This is a genomic window from Pseudomonas sp. GW821-FHT09C08 (assembly GCF_059418125.1).
The window spans coordinates 1-20,041 of sequence record NZ_JBWKPG010000003.1 but is presented as its reverse complement, the minus strand read 5'-3'; the positions used below and the strand labels follow the sequence as shown (position 1 = coordinate 20,041).

At 60.0% G+C, this 20,041-nt stretch carries 18 protein-coding genes; 2 read left to right on the top strand and 16 right to left on the bottom strand.

The window, feature by feature from the left end; translation table 11 throughout:
* Positions 1–46 precede the first annotated feature (46 nt).
* From AC07OJ_RS11105 to AC07OJ_RS11030, 16 genes are all read right to left on the bottom strand, one after another.
* On the bottom strand, positions 47–1,078 hold the full coding sequence (locus AC07OJ_RS11105; RefSeq protein ID WP_065902848.1) for a DUF5924 family protein: 1,032 nt from the start codon (positions 1,076–1,078) through the stop codon (positions 47–49).
* Between the two features lie 72 nt (positions 1,079–1,150).
* On the bottom strand, positions 1,151–2,533 hold the full coding sequence (locus AC07OJ_RS11100) for a M16 family metallopeptidase (protein ID WP_495094540.1): 1,383 nt from the start codon (positions 2,531–2,533) through the stop codon (positions 1,151–1,153).
* A 57-nt stretch (positions 2,534–2,590) separates the two neighbouring features.
* Positions 2,591–4,249: a Na/Pi cotransporter family protein gene (locus tag AC07OJ_RS11095; protein ID WP_495094539.1), complete on the bottom strand. Its 1,659-nt coding sequence runs from the start codon at positions 4,247–4,249 to the stop codon at positions 2,591–2,593.
* A gap of 210 nt (positions 4,250–4,459) precedes the next feature.
* Positions 4,460–5,227: a TerC family protein gene (locus AC07OJ_RS11090; protein ID WP_014716354.1), complete on the bottom strand. Its 768-nt coding sequence runs from the start codon at positions 5,225–5,227 to the stop codon at positions 4,460–4,462.
* 64 nt (positions 5,228–5,291) lie between these two features.
* The gene (locus AC07OJ_RS11085) at positions 5,292–6,599 is read right to left on the bottom strand and encodes a CitMHS family transporter (protein ID WP_065902853.1); all 1,308 of its coding nucleotides are present in this window, start codon (positions 6,597–6,599) and stop codon (positions 5,292–5,294) included.
* Positions 6,600–6,915: 316 nt separating this feature from the next.
* Entirely contained in the window at positions 6,916–8,877 is a 1,962-nt protein-coding gene (locus tag AC07OJ_RS11080) for a DUF7844 domain-containing protein (protein WP_495094538.1), read from the bottom strand.
* Positions 8,874–9,194 carry a DUF2388 domain-containing protein gene (locus AC07OJ_RS11075; protein WP_065902866.1) on the bottom strand — a complete coding sequence of 107 codons (321 nt, stop codon included), beginning with the start codon at positions 9,192–9,194 and terminating at the stop codon, positions 8,874–8,876. The genes AC07OJ_RS11080 and AC07OJ_RS11075 overlap by 4 nt, the downstream gene beginning before the upstream one ends.
* Before the next feature lie 26 nt (positions 9,195–9,220).
* On the bottom strand, positions 9,221–9,529 hold the full coding sequence (locus AC07OJ_RS11070; protein ID WP_065902868.1) for a DUF2388 domain-containing protein: 309 nt from the start codon (positions 9,527–9,529) through the stop codon (positions 9,221–9,223).
* Positions 9,530–9,632: 103 nt separating this feature from the next.
* Positions 9,633–9,953, bottom strand: coding sequence for a DUF2388 domain-containing protein (locus AC07OJ_RS11065; protein WP_213551954.1), 321 nt, complete (start codon positions 9,951–9,953; stop codon positions 9,633–9,635).
* A 135-nt stretch (positions 9,954–10,088) separates the two neighbouring features.
* A complete protein-coding gene (locus AC07OJ_RS11060; RefSeq protein WP_495094537.1) occupies positions 10,089–10,274 on the bottom strand; it encodes a DUF1127 domain-containing protein in 186 nt (61 codons plus the stop codon).
* A gap of 261 nt (positions 10,275–10,535) precedes the next feature.
* Positions 10,536–10,751, bottom strand: coding sequence for a DUF1127 domain-containing protein (locus tag AC07OJ_RS11055; RefSeq protein ID WP_003187413.1), 216 nt, complete (start codon positions 10,749–10,751; stop codon positions 10,536–10,538).
* Positions 10,752–11,069: 318 nt separating this feature from the next.
* The gene (scpC, locus tag AC07OJ_RS11050) at positions 11,070–12,563 is read right to left on the bottom strand and encodes a succinyl-CoA:acetate CoA-transferase ScpC (protein ID WP_065902871.1); all 1,494 of its coding nucleotides are present in this window, start codon (positions 12,561–12,563) and stop codon (positions 11,070–11,072) included.
* A gap of 234 nt (positions 12,564–12,797) precedes the next feature.
* On the bottom strand, positions 12,798–14,234 hold the full coding sequence (locus AC07OJ_RS11045) for an NAD(P)(+) transhydrogenase (Re/Si-specific) subunit beta (RefSeq protein ID WP_495094536.1): 1,437 nt from the start codon (positions 14,232–14,234) through the stop codon (positions 12,798–12,800).
* Positions 14,234–14,554, bottom strand: a complete 321-nt coding sequence (locus AC07OJ_RS11040; RefSeq protein ID WP_003187417.1) for an NAD(P) transhydrogenase subunit alpha part 2 — start codon at positions 14,552–14,554, stop codon at positions 14,234–14,236. Before AC07OJ_RS11040 ends, AC07OJ_RS11045 begins: the two co-directional genes overlap by 1 nt.
* Positions 14,555–14,568: 14 nt before the next feature.
* Entirely contained in the window at positions 14,569–15,690 is a 1,122-nt protein-coding gene (locus tag AC07OJ_RS11035; protein ID WP_065902877.1) for a Re/Si-specific NAD(P)(+) transhydrogenase subunit alpha, read from the bottom strand.
* A gap of 452 nt (positions 15,691–16,142) precedes the next feature.
* Complete coding sequence (locus tag AC07OJ_RS11030) at positions 16,143–17,042, bottom strand: LysR family transcriptional regulator (RefSeq protein ID WP_065902881.1); 900 nt, start codon at positions 17,040–17,042, stop codon at positions 16,143–16,145.
* Between the two features lie 157 nt (positions 17,043–17,199).
* On the opposite strand from AC07OJ_RS11030, the gene AC07OJ_RS11025 reads away from it, so the two are divergent.
* Positions 17,200–18,381 (top strand): acyl-CoA dehydrogenase, encoded by a 1,182-nt coding sequence (locus AC07OJ_RS11025; protein ID WP_003187423.1) that lies wholly within the window; start codon positions 17,200–17,202, stop codon positions 18,379–18,381.
* 13 nt (positions 18,382–18,394) lie between these two features.
* Positions 18,395–19,615: a CaiB/BaiF CoA transferase family protein gene (locus AC07OJ_RS11020; protein WP_106805520.1), complete on the top strand. Its 1,221-nt coding sequence runs from the start codon at positions 18,395–18,397 to the stop codon at positions 19,613–19,615.
* The last annotated feature ends 426 nt before the right edge of the window (positions 19,616–20,041 follow it).

The window sequence follows — 20,041 nt, the reverse complement described above, 5'->3', positions numbered from 1 at the left end:
AGCTTGTCTGGCTATCCACAATTGCTACGTAATAGCACGATCCGGCCTACTTTGGGTTGTCCGTTTGTGCTGCGTCCGCCACTTTGAAGCGCAGGACGCCGATCACTTGCCCGTCCTCGGTCAGCACCTGTACTTGCCAGCGGCCCACCGCGTCGGCCGGGAAATTCTGCTTGTGGGTCCAGGCGCGATAGCCTTCCTTGCGCCCGCCGTGGATATCCAGGGCGATGCGGTCGACTTCTTTGCCATTGAATTTCCACACATGGTAAATGCGCTCATCCAGCCCACGTGGCGCATTGATCGCCGTGTAGGCGTACAGCCCGCCGCTGCGCAGCTGGGCGGCGGTGACTTCTTTGAGATCGTCACCCGGCGTGCGGTCTTGCAATTGTGTGCTGATGGCCACTTCGGTCATCCACAGGGTGGCCGGCGGCACCCAACTGCGCAGGAACCAACCGGCGCAGCCGATAGCGGCGGTGACCCCCAGCAGCATCGCCCAGCCCTTGAGGCTACGCAGCGGCAGGCTTACCGCCAGGCTTGGAATCGACAACGCCATGGCCACGCCGAGGGCGAGCTTGTAACTTTCGGCGGTGGTCAGGTGCAGGATGATCGGCAGCGCGGTGAGCAGCGCGGCGAACAAGGTCAGGGTGTGCAATGCCAGGAACAGCGAGCGCTTGGGCGCCAGCCACTTGTAGTAGAGCGGGTCGGTGATCGACACCAGCGCTGCAGCGCCGAGCAGGCCAGTGAACACCGACTGTCCGCTGTTCCAGGCGGTGGTGACGAAAAAGAACGGCAGCACAAAAAACAGACTTTCCTGGTGGATCATCTGGGTCGCGTAGCGCAGCAAGGGTTCGGGGATTTCGCGCTTGAAGACTTTGGTGAACAGCTGGGTAAAGCTGTTTTCGAGCATCAGCCACAGCCAGCTCACCAGCATGATCACTGCGATCCAGCTGGCCATGCCCTGCTGGCGATCCACCAGGATGAAGCTGCACACACCCGAGATAAACCCGCCGAGTGCAATCACCCCTGGGTAGCGCTTCATCAGTTCGAGGACGCGCTGGATAAGACGGGTCAGGTTTGGCATTCGGCAGTTCGCAGTCTTTGTAGGAAAAAATCCCAGACAGAATAACGTCTTAGCCCTGGGTTCGGTGCCTCATTACGCGACTCGTTTGCGATAAACCCGCACGCCGATCAACACAATGGCGATCAGCCCGAGCAGGCCGGCACCGATCCAGCTGAGCATGTCGTAGCTCAGCAGCGGCTTCTCGATGCGCCAGTAGCCCGGTTGCTTGAAGACCTCGCGCATGGCCTGGTTGGTCTGGTCCAGGCTCACGGCCTTGATCCGTTTGACCGGGTCGCTGAAGTGCCCATTGTGGTAATCGCCCGAGGCGCTCCAGTAATAATCGGCCAAGGCGCTGTTGCCCTGCACGGCCCAGGCCTGGCGGGCGACGGCGGCCTGCTGGAGGCGACTGAACACGGCGGGGTCGAGGCCGTCCTTGAGCAGTTGCGCCTTGAGCGCTTGCAGCACGTGTTCGGCTTCGGGGAGATTTTCTCGCTCGAGGTCGGCATTCAGGCTGAGGAAACCGACGCCGCCGAGCACTTCGCGCTCGCTCCATGGGCCGTAGGACAAGGCGTGCTTGAGCCGTAGTTGGCGGTACAGCGCCCAGTCGAGGTAGTCCTTGAGCAGGTCGTAGGTTTCATCATGCTGGTCATCCAGCACCGGCTCGGGGAACAGCCAGTGCAGCTTGGCGCTGTCGCCGACCCAACCGTGGATCAGCTCGCGATGGCTGGCGGCGGCGTGCTGGATGTCCGGCAGCGCCAAATGCTCGCTGGGCTCCACCGGCTCAAGTTGGCCGTAAGTGCGCTCCAGGTAGGCGGGCAGCAGTTTGTCGAGGTCGCCGACGATGATCAGCGTCATGTTGTTGGGCGCGTACCAGTTTTTGCGCAGGTTCTCCAACTGGTCGCGAGTCAGCTGATTGACCTCGGCGCGTTCGGCACATTTGAGCCCCAGTTCGACGGCCAGTTGATTGCTGGCGGTGTGGCCCAGGTCCTGGCGGTCGAGCAGGCGTTGCAGGTGTGAGTAATGACCACCGTCCTCGCGCTCCACCACCTGCTTGGCTGCCTGGATGTTGGCGTCGGTCAGTTCGGTGCGGGTGATGATCGCCAGCAGCAGGTCGAGTACCTTGCGCTGGTTTTGCGCGGGGGCTTCGATCACGAAGGTGGTGTCGGCATTGCTGGTGTAGGCGTTCCACTCGCCACCCAGGGCCTGCATGCGGTCTTCCAGTTCGCCTTCGCCGCCGCCGTCGAGGCCGCTGAACAGCAAGTGTTCGAGCAGGTGCGGCAGCTCCTTTTCTTCGCAACTGAAGTCATCCAGGCCTACACCGACCACCAGTCGGATCGCCACGTGCCCGCGCTCGGTGCCCGGCTTGAGCAGCAATTGCAGGCCATTGGGCAAGGTGTAGCCCTCGACTTGCAGGCGGTCAAAGGCAAAGGCATGGGCGGAACCCATGAGCAGGCAAGCGAATAACAGGCGACGCATAACAAGCTTCCTGGCGTGTGAGGTCAGTTTTAACTGACTTCACGCGCCATCATCCGTTCAGGGTGAATGCGTGATGTCGGCAATATCTTCGGCGGAGAGCGCGCCGGTGTCGGACGTTTCCAACACTACATAAGCACTGCTGCAAAACAACGAGTTCAGACGCTTCATGTCGGCAATCAGCTCCAGGTGCAGGGAACTGGTCTCCAGGCTTTGTACGACTTTGCGTTGCAGGCGGCTGACATGGGCGTGGGCCAGGCGCCGTTCCTGGGCGCGGAAACGGCGCTTTTCGCGCAGCAGTTGGCGGGCGCTTTCCGGGTCGGCGCTGAGGAACACCGACAGGCCCAGGCGCAGGTTGGCGATCAACTGGCTGTGCAGGCCGCTGAGTTCTTCCAGGCCGACCTCCGAAAACTGCCGGCGTTGCGAGGTTTTCTGCTGCTGGACTTTGCGCAGCATGCGTTCGATCAGGTCGCCGGCCAGCTTCAGGTTGATCGACAGCTCGATGATCTCGGCCCAGCGGCGGCTGTCCTGCTCACTGAGGTCCTCGCGCGGCATTTGCGCCAGGTAGAGCTTGATCGCGCTGTAGAGTGACTCGACGTCGTCGCTGTGGCTGCGCATCTCCTGGGTAATGGCGGTCTGCTTGCCGCGCAGCACTTCCTGCATGGCGGTGAGCATGTTGTCGATCAGGTCGCCCAGGCGCAGGGTTTCCCGTGCGGCGTTGGCCAGTGCCAGGCTGGGGGTGGTGAGCGCGGCGAGGTCGAGGTGACGCGGCTTGGCCGTGCCATTGACCTCCTCGCGCTCCGGCAGCAGCCAGGCGCACAAGCGCGACATCGGGCCGATGCTCGGCAGCAGGATCAGGCAGCGGCTGACGTTGTAGAGCAGGTGGAAGGTGATGACCATGCCCTGGGCGCTGTAGTCCAGGCCGTCCATCCACAGTACGAGCGGGTCGAGTACCGGGATGATCAGCAGCAGGCCGATCAATTTGTACAACAGGCTGCCCAGCGCCACCTGGCGACCGGCGGCGTTCTGCATGCTGGTACTGAGGAAGGCCAGCACACCACTGCCGATGTTGGCGCCGATCACCAGGCCGATGGCCACGTGCAGGCCGATCACGCCGGCGCCGGCGAGGGTCGCGGTCAGCAACACGGCCGCGAGGCTGGAGTAGGAAATCATCGCGAACAAAGCGCCGACCAGGGCATCGAGCAGGATGTCGCCGGTCAGCGAGGCGAACAGCACCTTCACACCCTGGGCGTGTGTAATCGGCCCGGCGGCCTCAACGATCAGCTGCAGCGCGAGGATGATCAGCCCGAGGCCAATGCCTACACGGCCCAACTGCCCTGCCCGCGTCTGTTTGCGTGACAGGAAGAAGATCACCCCGAGAAAGATCAGCAGCGGCGACAGCCAAGACAGGTCAAACGTCAGCACCCGCGCCATCAGCGCGGTACCGACATCGGCGCCGAGCATGGTCGCGAGCGCGGGCATCAAGCCCATCAGGCCCTGGCCCACGAAAGAAGTCACCAGCATCGCGGTGGCGTTGCTGCTCTGCACCATGGCGGTCACCAGGATGCCAGCGACAAACGCCAGCCAGCGCTTGGACATGTTCTGCCCGATGACTTGGCGCAAGTTAGAGCCGTAGACCCGCAGGATGCCGGTACGGACGATATGCGTGCCCCAGATCAGCAGGGTCACGGCGGAAAGCAGATTGAGCAAGGTCAGCATGCTCGGCCCCCCGTGTGGGTTAGCTCAAAAAGAGCAAATGAGAATTGCCGCGTGCCGCTCTACGTCTTGTACTTAAGCTGTAGTTGGCGAATGGGCTGTGCGCCAGCATCGCATAGCTAAAGTCGTGATTGAAATAAAACTGTCATGAAATCAGCTTTTTGCAGAGGGAAAAAAGGGGCTCGAAAGCCCCTTTTCAGCAGCGGGTCAGGTTTATTGACCCGGAATGTCCTTGCGCAGTTTCACAGGATCCTGCTGTTTCTTCTTTTTCGCGATGGCAGTGCGCATCTTGATGTTCACCGCTTCCACCGCCAGCGAGAACGCCATGGCGAAGTAGACGTAGCCTTTTGGCACGTGCACGTCGAAGGATTCGGCGATCAGCACGGTACCCACTACCAGCAGGAACGACAGCGCGAGCATTTTCAGCGACGGGTGCTTGTCGATGAATTCGCTGATGGTGCCGGCCGCCAGCATCATCACCAGCACCGCGACCACGATCGCCGCCACCATCACCGGCACGTGCGAGACCATGCCCACGGCGGTGATCACCGAGTCCAGGGAGAACACGATGTCGATGATGGCGATCTGGATGATGGTGTAGATGAACTTGCCACCCGCGCCTTTCGGCTCGTCGTGGGTTTCGTCTTCACCTTCCAGGGCGTGGTACATCTCCTGGGAGCTTTTCCACAGCAGGAACAGGCCACCGAAGAACAGGATCAGGTCGCGCCCGGAAATGCCCTGGCCGAATACCACGAACAGGTCGGCGGTAAGTTGCATGACCCAGGTGATCGACAGCAACAACAGGATGCGCGTGACCATGGCCAGGGCCAGGCCGAAAATCCGGGTGCGCGCCTGCATATGCTTGGGCATGCGGCTGACCAGGATCGAAATCATGATGATGTTATCGATGCCCAGGACGATCTCGAGGGCCGTCAGGGTGAAGAAGGCAATCCAGATTTCCGGATTGGTCAGCCATTCCATGTGTATTCCTTTGAGCAAGTGTTAAACCGCGCAAGCTGCAGCGCCGCGCGGTGAGTCGGTACGATTATAGAGTGCTGAACAGCGGAAAAATCCCCATCAGCAACGCGGCGAACATTATGCACAGGCATACCAGTACTGCCCACTTGAGGGTGAAGCGCTGGTGATCGCCAAATTCGATACCAGCCAATGCCACTAACAGGTAGGTCGACGGTACGAGCGGGCTGAGCAAGTGCACGGGTTGGCCAACGATGGAGGCACGCGCCATCTCCACGGCGGTGATGCCGTAATGACTGGCGGCTTCGGCCAGCACCGGCAGTACGCCGTAGTAGAACGCATCGTTGGACATGAAGAAGGTAAACGGCATGCTCACCAGTGCGGTGATCACCGCCAGGTAAGGGCCCATGGCATCGGGGATGACGGCCAGCAGGCTCTTGGACATCGCATCGACCATGCCGGTGCCGGAGAGGATGCCGGTGAAGATACCCGCGGCGAAGATCAGCCCGACCACTGCCAATACGCTGCCGGCGTGGGCGGCGACGCGGTCTTTCTGCATTTGCAGGCACGGGTAGTTGACGATCATCGCGATACTGAACGCCACCATGAACAGGACCGGCAATGGCAGCAGGCCGGCGATCAGGGTGCACATCAGGGCAAAAGTCAGCGCGCCGTTGAACCAGATCAGCTTCGGACGGCGGGCGTCAGGGTATTGCGACACGCTGATTTCGCTGTGGTCGATCTCGTCCCCTTGCAGGTGCAGTTCGCCCAGGCGTGCACGCTCGCGCTTGCCGTACATATAGGCGATCACCAGGATCGCGATCACACCGGCGGCCATGGCCGGGATCATCGGAACGAAAATATCCGAAGGGTCCACATGCAGCGCACTGGCGGCGCGGGCGGTCGGGCCACCCCAGGGCGTCATGTTCATCACGCCACCGGCGAGGATGATCAGGCCGGCCATGATCCGCGGGCTCATGCCGATGCGCTGGTACAGCGGCAGCATGGCGGCCACGCAGATCATGTAAGTGGTGGCGCCGTCACCGTCCAGCGACACGACCAGGGCCAGCACGGCGGTGCCCACGGAGACTTTCAGCGGGTCGCCCTTGACCATCTGGAGGATCTTGCGCACGGCCGGGTCGAACAGGCCGGAGTCGATCATCAGGGCAAAGTAGAGGATGGCGAACATCAGCATCACGCCGGTCGGCGCGAGTTTGGTGATGCCCGCAAGCATCATCGGGCCGATCTCCGGCGCAAAGCCGCCGAACAGCGCGAACAGGATAGGCACGATGATCAAGGCGATCAGCGCGGACAGGCGCTTGGTCATGATCAGGAACATGAACGTGATGACCATGGCAAAGCCAAGGAAAGTCAGCATAGGAATACTCCAGGCGTAACGCGGCTAGGGAATGGCGAACCGGGTGGGGTCAGCGCAGAACGAAAGGCACGTGGCTTACGGGTGGAGTCGGGGCGAACAGGCGGGTACGAGCGGACATCGGGAATCACCATTGTTGTTGTTAACAGCCGGTCTGTTGCCGGCAGTGGGGGCGATCCTAGACGGGGAAGCTTTCAGCCAGCTTTCGCTGGGCAAACAGTTGATGGAGGGTAGATACACGGTCGTCAGATTTACACAGCGCCAATGTGGGAGCTGGCAAGCCAGCTCCCACATTTGAAGGGTGTTTGCCGTGAAGCTGTCAGGGCAGTTCCAGGCCGCCCGCTGCTTTGTGCAGCGCTCGCAAATGTTCGCCGACCTGCTTGAGGTTGGCTTCACAGGCGGCAATTTCAGCTGCTCGGGAAGGCTCCAGCAGCGCCCTCACCTCTTTATCCAGTTCGCCGGTGAGTGATTGCAGCTGTTTCTGGCGCTCGGCGCTTTCCGACTCCAGGCGCTTGGACTCCGACGGTTGCGGCAGGCCGTAGCCGCCGCTGCCGAGCAGTTCTGCCGGGCGGCTGAGGAAGCCACTGTTGGCGAGAATCTGTTGCAGCGTGGCGTTGGCTTTCTCCATGCCGCCATTCTTGAGTTCGCGGGCGCCGAGATAACGTTGTTTGACTTCGTCCTGGGCCAGCATCAATTGTTTGCGAAAGCTCGCTTGCTCCAGCAGCAACAGGGCGGCGCTGGTACGCAGGTCAGCCTGGGCAAACCACTGGCGGCGCTCCTCGGCACTCAGGGACAACCAGTCTTCGACCTGGGTCTGCTTGATCGGCAGGTGCTTGCGCAGCACGTCGAACATCGCCTGGTAACGTTCGCGGAAGGAGTCGAAGTGATACCCAAGGCGCATGGCCTCGCGTTTGTCTTTCAACACGCTGGTATCGGCCAGGCCACGCGCCTGCAGCACTTCCAGCAGGCCGTTGGGCGTGATGTTGTCCAGTCCCGTCAGCTGCGGGTTGGCACTTCCGCTGCGCAACAGTTTCAGGCTTTCGACCGCGCAGTTGTTGGACAGGAAATAGTAGTTGCCGTCATAACTCCAGTGCATTTCAGCGGCATGCTCGACGGTGTCGTTGATCTCTTGGCGGCTGAGTTTCAACGGCACGGAGGCCAGGCCACGCAGCTCGGTCTTGGTGTATTCGTCAATCACCTGGGCCAGCGGCAACACAAACAGGCGAGACGGATACTTGCCCACCAGGCCGTCCCAGCTCGACAGCTGTACGTCACCCACGAAGGCCCGGTAGGACAGCACCAAATGCTGGTCCAGGTCGAGCCGGCAATCCGGGCCACGCGGGCGGCCGGGCGCGCAGATCACCAGGCGCAGCATGCTGTGCCCCCAACGGCTCACCAGGTTCTGGTTGGCTTCGGCCAGCAGGTAGTCGATTTCGTAGACCCGTTCCGGATCAACCTGGCCCAGTGGGGTCTTGGCAAAATCGTTGCCGGCGTTGAGGAATGCGTAGGTCTTGGCGCAGGTGTCCTGTTCGGGTGGCGCCCAGCCGAAGTGTTCCTTGTAATAGCGGAACAGCGCGGGGCGCCGGCAGGCGTAGCTTGGGTCGAGGAGGAAGTACTCCATGTTGACCGCGACGAATTCCAGCGGGCTGGTGGTTTCGTAGATGTCCGGGCTGCGCGCGACCTGGCGGTTGTGCTGTTCGCGTTCGCCGCGACGGCCGACGTATTGCGGCCAGCCGGCGAGATCCAGCAGGCGCGGGTCATCGCTGAGGGTGAAGCGCCGGTCATTCTGGCCCCGGCATTGATCCGGCAGGCCGATCAGGCCGGTGATGTTGTTCTGGCGGCTGCAACGCTGGATCAGCGCGCGCTCGTCCTTGGACCACAGGCGCGCACGGTCATAGATGTGGGTGAGTTCATGCAGCACGGTGGCGAGCATTTCCCGGCGCACAGTGCCGTGGGGGCGGTTGGTTTTCTGGGTGGCGGCGCTGCCGTCGGTCAGGCTGGCGAGCAGGTTGCGGTTGAGGTCCAGCTCGGACACCAGGGAGGCCTGGCCGTAGGCGTTTTCGGGCATCTTGTCGGTCCAGCCGACATCGATGCGCCGGTCCAGCTGCTCGATAAAACGTGGCGGCAAGGAGCGCATCGCTTCATCGAGCAATGCCTGGCTGGCCTGCTGTTCGGCTGGGCTCAAGCCATCGGTCTTGAGCTGCAGTTGCAGGCTGGCCTGGGCTGCGCTGGCACACAGCAGCACAGCCCCGGCCAGGAGCCAGGCGGCGAGTCGCCTCACAGTGCGAGGATAGCTTCGGCGAGGGTCTGGTCACTGGCATCGCGGGCTTCCGGCACGCGGGTTCGCAGGGTGTCGAACGCCGCTTCCAGCTGCGCGCCGCGAATCTCGCCGTTGGTGGCGACGAAACTTGCTGCGTCATCGTGGGCTTCACGCACGACTTTGGAGTCGCGGATGGAGGTGGTGGTGTCCGACGTGAAATCAATGGTGCGGCCAGAGGCGCGAACAATGATGTTACTGGTGGCCACCAAGGTATGCGCCTGGGCAACGTCGGCCAACAACAGCAGGCCAAGGGTGGCGGCGATCAGCGGGCTACGCATGGAATGACTCCGAAATACAAAGATGATTATTGGACGAGAATTGCTTGCGCCAGTTCAAGGTCGCTGGCGTTAAGTTTTGGCTGGGCGCGGCGCAGATAATTCAGCGCTGATTCCAGGCGTGCCCCCCGCCATTGGCCGTCAGTGGCGATGAAAGCGGCTGCATCATCCTGGGCGGCCATGACTACTTTTCTGTCGAAGGGCGCAGAGGTCACCTTGCTGGTGGCGTAGGCGCTCGCGACGGTGCTCTGGGTGGTCAGGTCAAAGGCCGAGGCCATTGGCGACCAACCGATGGAAAACAACACAGGGACTATTAACAGGCGGTATGAAAAAGCCATGGGACTCGACAACTGAAAACGAGCGCCAAGGCTAGCGCAATGCCCGGGCGAGAGCCAGTACGGCGGCACCAAGGAGCGGCGGGCGCTCCCTGTGTCAGCTTAATCAGATAGCCAGGATGGCCTGGGCCAGTTGTGCGTCAGTCGCGGAATTCAATTGCGGGGCCTGTTGGCGGATCTGGGCCAGGGCGCTCTCCAGCTTCACGCCACGGATGGCGCCTTCACTGGCAACAAAGCTGGCGGCGTCGTCGCGGGCGGCGCGCACGACCTTGTTGTCGCGCAGGGACGAAGTGGCATCGGAGCTGGCATCCGAGGTGGCTTTCAGTGCACCGACGATGGAGTCGGTGGTCACGATAAAGCTGGTCGCGTTGGCGTTGGCAGCCAGGGCCAACAGGGCAGCAGCACTCAGCAGGCGAAGACGGGACATGGGGTGACTCCTGTAGATGAACGAATAAAGTGGCGCAGGACAGCTGTTGGGATCAGACGCCCGTCCTAAAGGGTTCGCCACGTGGTGAGCGGATATTAAGCCGCCGTTTATCCGTTCGGGTAGCGTCTTGACTGCCTAGTCACGCCAGAACGGCTTGGAGAGCTCGGCCATTCGGTCTCCATGGCTGATGCCTGAGTCGGACAGTTCACGAGGATCGAGTTGGGCCAGTTGGCGTCTTTCGTATGTGTGACGCGCCCACTTGGTCAGTACGCAGGCGGTACGGCGTAATAGATGCTTACAAAGAGAGGTGCGCGTAGCCATTGGGTGCCTTTGATGAGGTCCTGGAACACCATGTTGGGCGAGAGGCTGTGACCGATACAGATACACCCAGGCTAAATTGTACTGTTTAATTGTTATAATTATTAAACTGTACCTGTCACTGCGGATGCATTCTGTTTTTAGCGCCGCAAACGTGAATCCCGGAAACAACAAAGCCCACCTCCGGTGACCCGGGGCGGGCTTTGTTTTGACAAATCAGAGTGCTGGCAGTGGACCCGTCGGGTCAGGGCCAGCGGGCGCCAATCAGCGCCAGAACGGCTTGCTCAGCTCTTCGTAGCGTTGAGCTTCGCTGATACCGGCGTCAGCCAGCAGACGCGAATCCAGACGAGCCAGTTGGTGGCGGCTGGAGATGCGGCGCTGCCACAACATCAGGTTGGCGAGAACGCGCAAAGGCAGGGAGGCCTGGGTGTTTACAGCTTTTTCTTCGAAGAACAGTTCGGAACTGAGTGTACGTTCCATGATGACATCCTTCCGCTTGTGGCGGGATTAGGTAGTGGTTTAACTGATGCCAATGATCCTCCTCCGGCGCAAGACTCTCTAGATACAGTTCACCTGTATTGTGAGGGGCCAGTTAACTGTTTAAGGGTGCTGTACTGTACGGAAATGGGGCAACTGTACCTGTCCGCACTGAAATAGTGCGAAATTGACAGTTTCGTCGATAATCGTAGGAGATTTCGGTAGGAAATGACCGGTACAGCAGTACAGTTTTTTCAAAAAAGGTCGGTCGGTTCATCGAGCTGATGAAACTGTGTTTGCATCAGCTCGAATCTGTATCAATCAAGCCTTGAGCATATGTCCGGTTTCTTCGAGGTTGATGTGCCAACTCAGTGCTTCGCGCAGGATGTGCGGAGTGTGGCCACCGATGGCGCACGCGGATTCGAAGTAACTGTTCAGCGCATCGCGATAGGCCGGGTGCACGCAATTGTCGATGATCACCCGCGCGCGCTCGCGGGGCGCGAGGCCGCGCAGGTCGGCGAGCCCGACCTCGGTTACCAGGATATCGACGTCGTGCTCGGTGTGGTCCACGTGACTGACCATCGGCACCACGCTGGAAATCGCGCCGCCCTTGGCAATCGACTTGGTGACGAAAATCGCCAGGTGCGCGTTGCGCGCGAAATCCCCGGAGCCGCCAATGCCGTTCATCATCCGCGTGCCGCAGACGTGGGTGGAGTTGACGTTGCCGTAGATATCGAACTCCAGCGCCGTGTTGATGCCGATGATGCCCAGGCGCCGTACCACTTCCGGGTGGTTGGAGATTTCCTGCGGGCGCAGCACCAGTTTGTCCTTGTAGTGTTCCAGGTTGCCGAACACATCGGCATTGCGCCGCTCCGACAGCGTGATCGAACTGCCCGAGGCAAAACTCAGCTTGCCGGCGTCGATCAGGTCGAACGTCGAGTCCTGCAACACTTCCGAATACATGGTCAGGTCTTCGAATGGCGACTCGATCAGGCCGCACATCACCGCGTTGGCGATGTTGCCGATCCCGGCCTGCAGCGGGCCAAGCTTGTTGGTCATGCGACCGGCGTCCACTTCCTGCTTCAGGAAGTTGATCAGGTGATTGGCGATACCCTGGGTGTCCGCATCAGGCGGCGTTACCGTTGAGGCGGAGTCGGCCTGGTTGGTGATCACAATCGCGACGATCTTTTCCGGCGGGATCGGGATCGCCGTGCTACCGATGCGGTCGTCGACCTTGACCAATGGAATCGGGGTGCGGGTAGGCCGGTACGTCGGGATATAAATGTCGTGCAACCCTTCCAGGTTCGGGTTGTGTGCCAGGTTGATCTCGACAATTACTTGCTTGGCGAAAATCGCGAAGCTGGCCGAGTTGCCGACCGACGTGGTGGGCACGATATGCCCTTGTTCGGTGATCGCGACGGCTTCGATCACGGCGATGTCCGGCAGCTTGAGCTGGTTGTTGCGCAGTTGCTCGACGGTTTCTGACAGATGCTGGTCGATAAACATCACCTGGCCGGCGTTGATCGCCTTGCGCAGGGTGCTGTCGACCTGGAACGGCATGCGTCGCGACAGCACGCCGGCCTCGGTCAGTTGCTTGTCCAGGTCATTGCCCAGGCTGGCGCCGGTCATCAGGGTGATTTTCAGCGGCGAAGTCTTGGCGCGTTCGGCCAGGGCGTGGGGGACGGCCTTGGCTTCACCGGCGCGGGTGAAGCCGCTCATGCCGACGGTCATGCCGTCCTCGATCAGTGCGGCGGCGTCTGCCGCGCTCATGACCTTGTTCAACAACGAAGGCAAGCGGATACGATCACGGTACATGAATTGTTATCTCAGGCTACGGAAGCAAGGTGGGCAGTGTAGTGATTTCAAAAAATTTCGGCCCGCTACCATGGTCGAATGCCAGGCGGCGATTTAGAGCCTTTGGTCGGGTTTCATGTGAGTGCGCAAAGCGGGACGCAGAGCATCCCTGACTGCATTCCCACGCAGGGCATTGGAACGAAAAAACCCCAGCCTACGGGAGGCCAGGGTTTCGGGTATTGCGCTGGCGCAGTGTTATTCGACGGCTTTGACCATGTCTTCGATGACCTTCTTGGCATCACCAAAGACCATCATGGTCTTGTCCAGATAGAACAACTCGTTGTCCAGGCCGGCGTAACCACTGGCCATCGAGCGCTTGTTGACGATGATGGTCTTGGCCTTGAACGCTTCCAGGATCGGCATGCCAGCAATCGGCGAGTTCGGATCGTTCTTGGCGGCCGGGTTGACCACGTCGTTCGCGCCGAGCACCAGCACCACGTCGGCCTGGCCGAACTCGGAGTTGATGTCTTCCATTTCGAACACCTGGTCGTAAGGCACTTCGGCCTCGGCGAGCAGTACGTTCATGTGGCCAGGCATGCGGCCTGCCACCGGGTGGATCGCGTACTTCACGGTCACGCCATGGTGGGTGAGCTTCTCAGTCAGCTCCTTGAGCGCGTGTTGTGCCCGGGCCACCGCCAGGCCGTAGCCTGGAACGATGATCACCGTGTCGGCGTTGGTCAGCAGGAAAGTCGCGTCATCGGCCGAGCCGGATTTCACTGGGCGCGCTTCTTTAATACCGGCTGCAGCACCGGCATCCGGCGCATTGCCGAAACCACCGAGCAGTACATTAAAGAAGGAGCGGTTCATCGCCTTGCACATGATGTACGACAGGATCGCGCCGGACGAACCTACCAGCGAGCCGGCGATGATCAGCATCGAGTTGTTCAGCGAGAAGCCGATCCCCGCCGCTGCCCAGCCGGAATAGCTGTTGAGCATCGACACCACGACCGGCATGTCCGCGCCGCCGATCGGGATGATGATCAGCACGCCGAGCACAAAGGCCAGGGCCAGCATCAACGCGAAGGCCGTGAGGTTGCCGGTGAACATGAACGTCAGGCCCAGGCCGAGGGTCAGCAGGCCGAGCACCAGGTTCAGCTTGTGCTGGCCACCAAACTGTACCGGTGCGCCCTGGAACAGGCGGAACTTGTACTTGCCCGAGAGCTTACCGAACGCAATCACCGAACCGGAGAAGGTAATGGCACCGATGGCTGCGCCGAGGAACAGCTCCAGACGGTTACCCGCCGGGATCGAGTCGCCCAGGTGTTTGACGATGCCCAGGGATTGCGGTTCGACCACGGCAGCAATCGCGATAAACACCGCGGCCAGGCCGATCATGCTGTGCATGAACGCCACCAGCTCCGGCATCTTGGTCATTTCCACGCGCTTGGCCATGATCGAGCCAGCGGTGCCGCCGACCAGCAGGCCAACGATCACGTAGCCGATACCGGCAGTGGCCAGCTCGGCACCGAGCTTATAGATGAGGCCCACGGTGGTGAGTACCGCCAGCGCCATGCCGAGCATGCCGAACAGGTTGCCCCGCCGAGAGGTGGTTGGGTGTGACAAGCCCTTGAGGGCCTGGATAAAGCAGATCGACGCGATCAGGTAGAGCGTCGTGACCAGATTCATGCTCATTACTTCGGCGCCTCTTCTTTTACTTTCGGGGCTTTCTTCTTGAACATCTCCAGCATCCTGCGCGTCACGAGGAAACCGCCGAACACGTTAACGGCTGCCAAGGCCACGGCCAACGTGCCCATGGTCTTGCCCAGCGGGGTTACGGTCAGCGCGGCAGCAAGCATGGCGCCGACGATCACGATCGCCGAAATCGCGTTGGTCACGGCCATCAGCGGGGTATGCAAGGCCGGGGTGACGTTCCAGACCACGTGGTAACCGACATAAATCGCCAGCACAAAGATGATCAGGTTGTAGATACCGGGGGAGATAAGCTCTTCCATCGTCTGAATCCCTGTTAGGCGTTTTTGCGGATGACTTGGCCGTCGCGGCACATCAGGCACGCGGCGACGATGTCGTCTTCGAGGTTGATTTCAAACTGCCCTTCCTTAGTGAAGACCAGCTTCAGGAAGTCCAGCAGGTTGCGTGCGTACAAGGCAGACGCGTCGGCGGCGACGGCACCGGCGAGGTTGGTCGGGCCACAGATGATCACGCCGTTTTCGACCACGACCTGATCGGCGACCGTCAGCGGGCAGTTGCCGCCCTGTGCCGCCGCGAGGTCGATGACCACTGAGCCGGGTTTCATCTGCGCGACGGTTTCGGCGCTGAGCAAGGTCGGCGCTTTGCGGCCGGGGATCAGCGCGGTGGTAATGACGATGTCGGCCTGCTTGGCGCGCTCGTGCACGGCCAAGGCTTGGCGCTGCATCCAGCTGGTGGGCATGGGGCGAGCGTAACCGCCGACGCCGACGGCGCATTCGCGTTCTTCATCGGTTTCGTAAGGCACGTCGACGAACTTGGCACCGAGGGATTCGATCTGCTCTTTCACCGCCGGGCGTACGTCGGATGCTTCGATCACCGCACCCAGGCGTTTCGCCGTGGCAATGGCCTGCAGGCCTGCGACACCAGCGCCGAGGATCAACACGCGTGCGGCTTTTACCGTACCGGCGGCCGTCATCAGCATCGGCATGAAGCGCGGGTAGTGATGGGCGGCGAGCAAGACGGCCTTGTAACCGGCAATGTTGGCCTGGGACGACAGCACGTCGAGGCTCTGAGCCCGCGAGGTACGCGGCGCGGCTTCCAGTGCAAAGGCTGTGATGCCCTGCCCGGCCAGCTTGGCGATGGTTTCGTTGCTGAACGGATTGAGCATGCCCACCAACACGGTGCCGCTTTTGATCAGCGCCAGTTCGCTATCGCTGGGAGCCACCACCTTGAGAATCAGCTCGGCGCCAAACGCATCGCCGGCGCTGCCAATGGTTGCGCCTGCCGTTTCATAGGCACTGTCGACGATGCTGGCGTTGAGGCCTGCACCGCTTTGAACAGTGACCTTATGGCCCTGGCCGATCAGCTTCTTGATGGTTTCCGGGGTGGCAGCCACCCGCGTTTCACCGGTCTGGGTTTCGAGAGGAACACCAATGTGCACGTCAAATCTCCTGCATGATCTTTTTGCTTTTGATCTTTTTGTAAAAAGGCCAGTGCACCGTGAGTGGCGCAGCTGGGGCGGCCGATCAGCACGATCCCGCTGAAATGACAGCGGGGCGCGGCATTTTGCAGGCGAACTTTACGGCCTTCAAGGGATTATGACGGGTGACGAAAAATTAACTACAAGTCACCCTGTGACTGATTGTCGCAATGCGCCTGAATAACCTCTTTAAATACAGGTGTTTAAAGGCTTGTAGGTATTTGTTGGGACTTTTTCGATGGCCGGTGTGAATAGTCAGGTATGAGCCCGCGATAGCCGCCACAAGCCATGAAAATCATGGCTTTGAGCCTTGTTTTTGGCAGAACCGTACAGTCTGCTTAAAAGCGACATATACGTATATCTGTAGGTCTTTAAATTAATTGACTACAAAGTCAGCTAAGGGCTTTAGGCCTTTAAAGGCTTGGGCTGTAGCGTTGTGACTGATCGACTAACCAGTCCCTGAATGCATGCAACGATGCGGATTCGACTTTTCTCTCCGGAATCATCAAGTAATAAGCCTTCGAGCTACTCAGGGCCTCAGGGCTCGCAATCACTAGATGCTGCTCTTTCAGCTCGCGCTGGATAAGGAAAGGCGGGATCAGCGCGATACCCATGTCATGCATAGCTGCCTGCGACAACATCGAGAATAGCTCGTAACGCGGTCCTGTCATGTCGCGGGGTATGTTCAGTTGTTGCGCGTTGAACCACTGCCGCCAGGCATAGGGTCTAGTGGTCTGCTGCAGCAATGGCAGTTCTGCGATCTCCTGGGGGCTGAAATGTGTGCGATGGCCCATCAGGCGCGGGCTGCACACGGGGACAGGGTTTTCTCCCATCAGTCTGTGGGATTCGGTACCTGACCAGTCAGCATCTCCAAAGTAGATCGCAGCGTCGAATTCGGTGTCGGCAAACAGAAAGGGGCGCGTGCGGTTGGTCAGGTTAACAGTGACTTCCGGGTGTTGGCGTTGGAAATCCTTGAGGCGCGGTATCAGCCACTGAGTGCCAAAGGTGGGCACCACGGCCAGCTCAATGACATTGGCGCCCTGCTGGCCCATCACGGACAAGGTGTCGCGTTCCACGGCATCCAGCTGCGTGGCGACGCGGCGGCTGTACGAAAGCCCTGCCTCCGTCAGTTTGACCCCGCGTCGAGAGCGTCGAAACAGCTCGACACTTAAAAACTCCTCAAGGCTGGCGATCTGTCGGCAGATGGCGCCTTGGGTAATGGAAAGTTCGTGCGCTGCCTTGGTGAAGCTCTCGTGGCGGGCTGCGGCCTCAAAGCTGACCAGTGCGGTGGTGCTGGGTATTTTTCTGCGCATGTACCTAGTCCTCACTTATAAAGCGCGTCTGCGCCCCTCTCGGCTGCTTCGGAGTGAGAAATTAGCACAACCCTATGCAGAAACCTCGTTTGCCCTAAGCGTTCGCTCGGCCTAGGCTCCATGCACGACTTCTGATTTTCCCTGCGAGGACTCATTCATGGCTGGTAAGGCAAGCTTCAACTGGATCGATCCACTGCTGCTGGATCAACAGCTCACCGAAGAAGAGCGCATGGTGCGTGACAGTGCTGAGCAATTCGCCCAGGACAAGTTGGCGCCCCGCGTACTCGAAGCCTTCCGCCATGAAAAGACCGACCCTGCGATCTTCCGCGAGATGGGCGAAACCGGCCTGTTGGGCGCGATGATTCCCGAGCAGTACGGTGGCAGTGGCTTGAACTACGTCAGCTACGGGTTGATTGCTCGCGAAGTCGAGCGGGTCGACTCCGGGTATCGCTCGATGATGAGTGTGCAATCCTCACTGGTCATGGTGCCGATCAATGAGTTCGGTACCGAGGCACAAAAACAGAAGTATCTGCCGAAGCTGGCCTCCGGCGAATGGATCGGCTGCTTTGGTCTGACAGAGCCTAACCACGGTTCTGACCCAGGCGCGATGATTACCCGTGCACGCAAGGTGGACGGCGGCTACAGCCTGACCGGCGCCAAGATGTGGATCACCAATAGCCCGATCGCCGATGTGTTTGTGGTGTGGGGCAAGGACGACGCCGGCGATATTCGTGGGTTCGTCCTGGAAAAGGGCTGGAAAGGTCTCAGCGCTCCTGCGATTCACGGCAAGGTCGGGCTGCGGGCATCCATCACCGGCGAGATCGTCATGGACAACGTGTTTGTGCCGGAAGAGAACATCTTCCCGGATGTGCGCGGGTTGAAGGGGCCTTTCACGTGCCTGAATTCTGCACGCTATGGCATCTCGTGGGGCGCGCTGGGGGCTGCCGAATTCTGCTGGCATACCGCGCGCCAATACACCCTGGATCGTCAGCAGTTCGGCCGTCCGTTGGCGGCCACGCAATTGATCCAGAAGAAGCTGGCCGACATGCAGACCGAAATCACGCTGGCCCTGCAAGGGTGCCTGCGGCTGGGGCGGATGAAGGATGAAGGCACTGCGGCGGTTGAGATCACTTCGATCATGAAGCGCAATTCGTGCGGCAAGTCCCTGGACATCGCCCGCATGGCGCGGGACATGTTGGGCGGTAACGGCATCTCCGATGAATTTGGTGTGGCGCGGCACCTGGTCAACCTGGAGGTGGTGAACACCTACGAAGGTACCCATGATGTGCACGCCTTGATTCTGGGGCGCGCGCAAACCGGTCTCCAGGCTTTCTATTAATAGGAGCATGGGCATGGGCGCGCTTTCGCATTTGCGGGTACTGGATTTATCACGAGTACTGGCAGGCCCCTGGGCCGGGCAGATCCTTGCGGACCTTGGGGCCGAGGTGATCAAGGTCGAGCGGCCGGGTAATGGGGACGATACGCGCGCATGGGGGCCGCCCTTCCTTAAGGATGCCTATGGTCAAAACACCAGTGAGGCGGCGTACTACCTGGCTGCCAATCGCAACAAGGAGTCGGTGACCATCGACTTCACGCAGCCGGATGGGCAGAAGCTGGTGCGTGACCTGGCTGCCAAGTCCGACATCCTGATCGAGAATTTCAAGGTCGGCGGGCTGGCGGCGTACGGGCTGGACTATGCGTCGCTCAAGGAGATCAATCCGGAGCTGATCTATTGCTCGATTACGGGCTTTGGCCAGACGGGCCCCTATGCGTCTCGCGCCGGTTATGACTTCATGATCCAGGGCCTGGGTGGGCTGATGAGCCTGACGGGTCGGCGTGATGGTGATGAAGGCGCTGGACCGGTAAAGGTGGGTGTGGCGTTGACCGACATTCTCACGGGGCTCTACTCCACGGTGGCGATCCTCGCAGCGCTGGCTCACCGGGATCATGACGGCGGCGGCCAGCATATCGATATGGCGTTGCTGGATGTGCAGGTGGCTTGCCTGGCTAACCAGGCCATGAATTACCTGACGACGGGTGTGTCGCCCAAGCGCCTTGGCAATGCTCATCCGAATATCGTGCCTTACCAGGATTTCCCTACGGCTGATGGGGACTTCATCCTGACGGTAGGTAATGACGGCCAGTTTCGTAAGTTTGCGGACGTGGCGGGGCAGCCGCAGTGGGCGGACGATCCGCGTTTCGCGACTAACACGATGCGAGTGGCTAATCGCGCAGAGCTGATTCCATTGATTCGCCAGGTTACGGTCTTCAAGACCACGGCCGAGTGGGTGTCATTGTTAGAGCAGGTAGGTGTGCCGTGTGGGCCTATCAATGATTTGGCCCAGGTGTTTGCCGACCCTCAGGTCCAGGCGCGTGGATTGGCGATTGCCCTGCCCCATGCCTTGGCGGGGATGGTGCCTCAGGTTGCCAGCCCAATCCGGTTATCCAAGACGCCTGTCGAGTACCGAAGCGCGCCTCCTCTATTAGGAGAGCATACGGCGCAGGTGTTGAGGGATGTATTGGGATTGGGGGTGGTGAATATCGCGGCGTTGAAGGAGGCAGGCGTTATCTAGGGGGCGTCCCTTCTATATAGAGGCCGAGTGTTGCTTTATTGATGGTTTTTTAACCAATCATAACTAATTGATAGAAAAGCAAAATTAAGGGTTGACGGCAGATTCTGGAAGTCTATAATTCGCCCCACTTCCGGCGCAGTCGAAACGGAAAACTCCTTGGTAAACAAAGAGTTACGCGAGATTCGACAGCGACTTGCTTCAGTTCATCGAAGCCCAGAAGGAGTTGGTAGAGCAGTGTTGTTTGGCTCTATTAACGTTTCGATCTTCTCGGTCGAAAGCGGAGAAAAAGAGGTGTTGACAGCAGCGTGTAACGCTGTAGAATTCGCCTCCCGCTAACGAGAGATCGGAAGCGCAAGTGGTTGAAGTTGTTGAAGAAATCTTCGAAAACTTCTGAAAATAATCACTTGACAGCAAATGAGGCTGCTG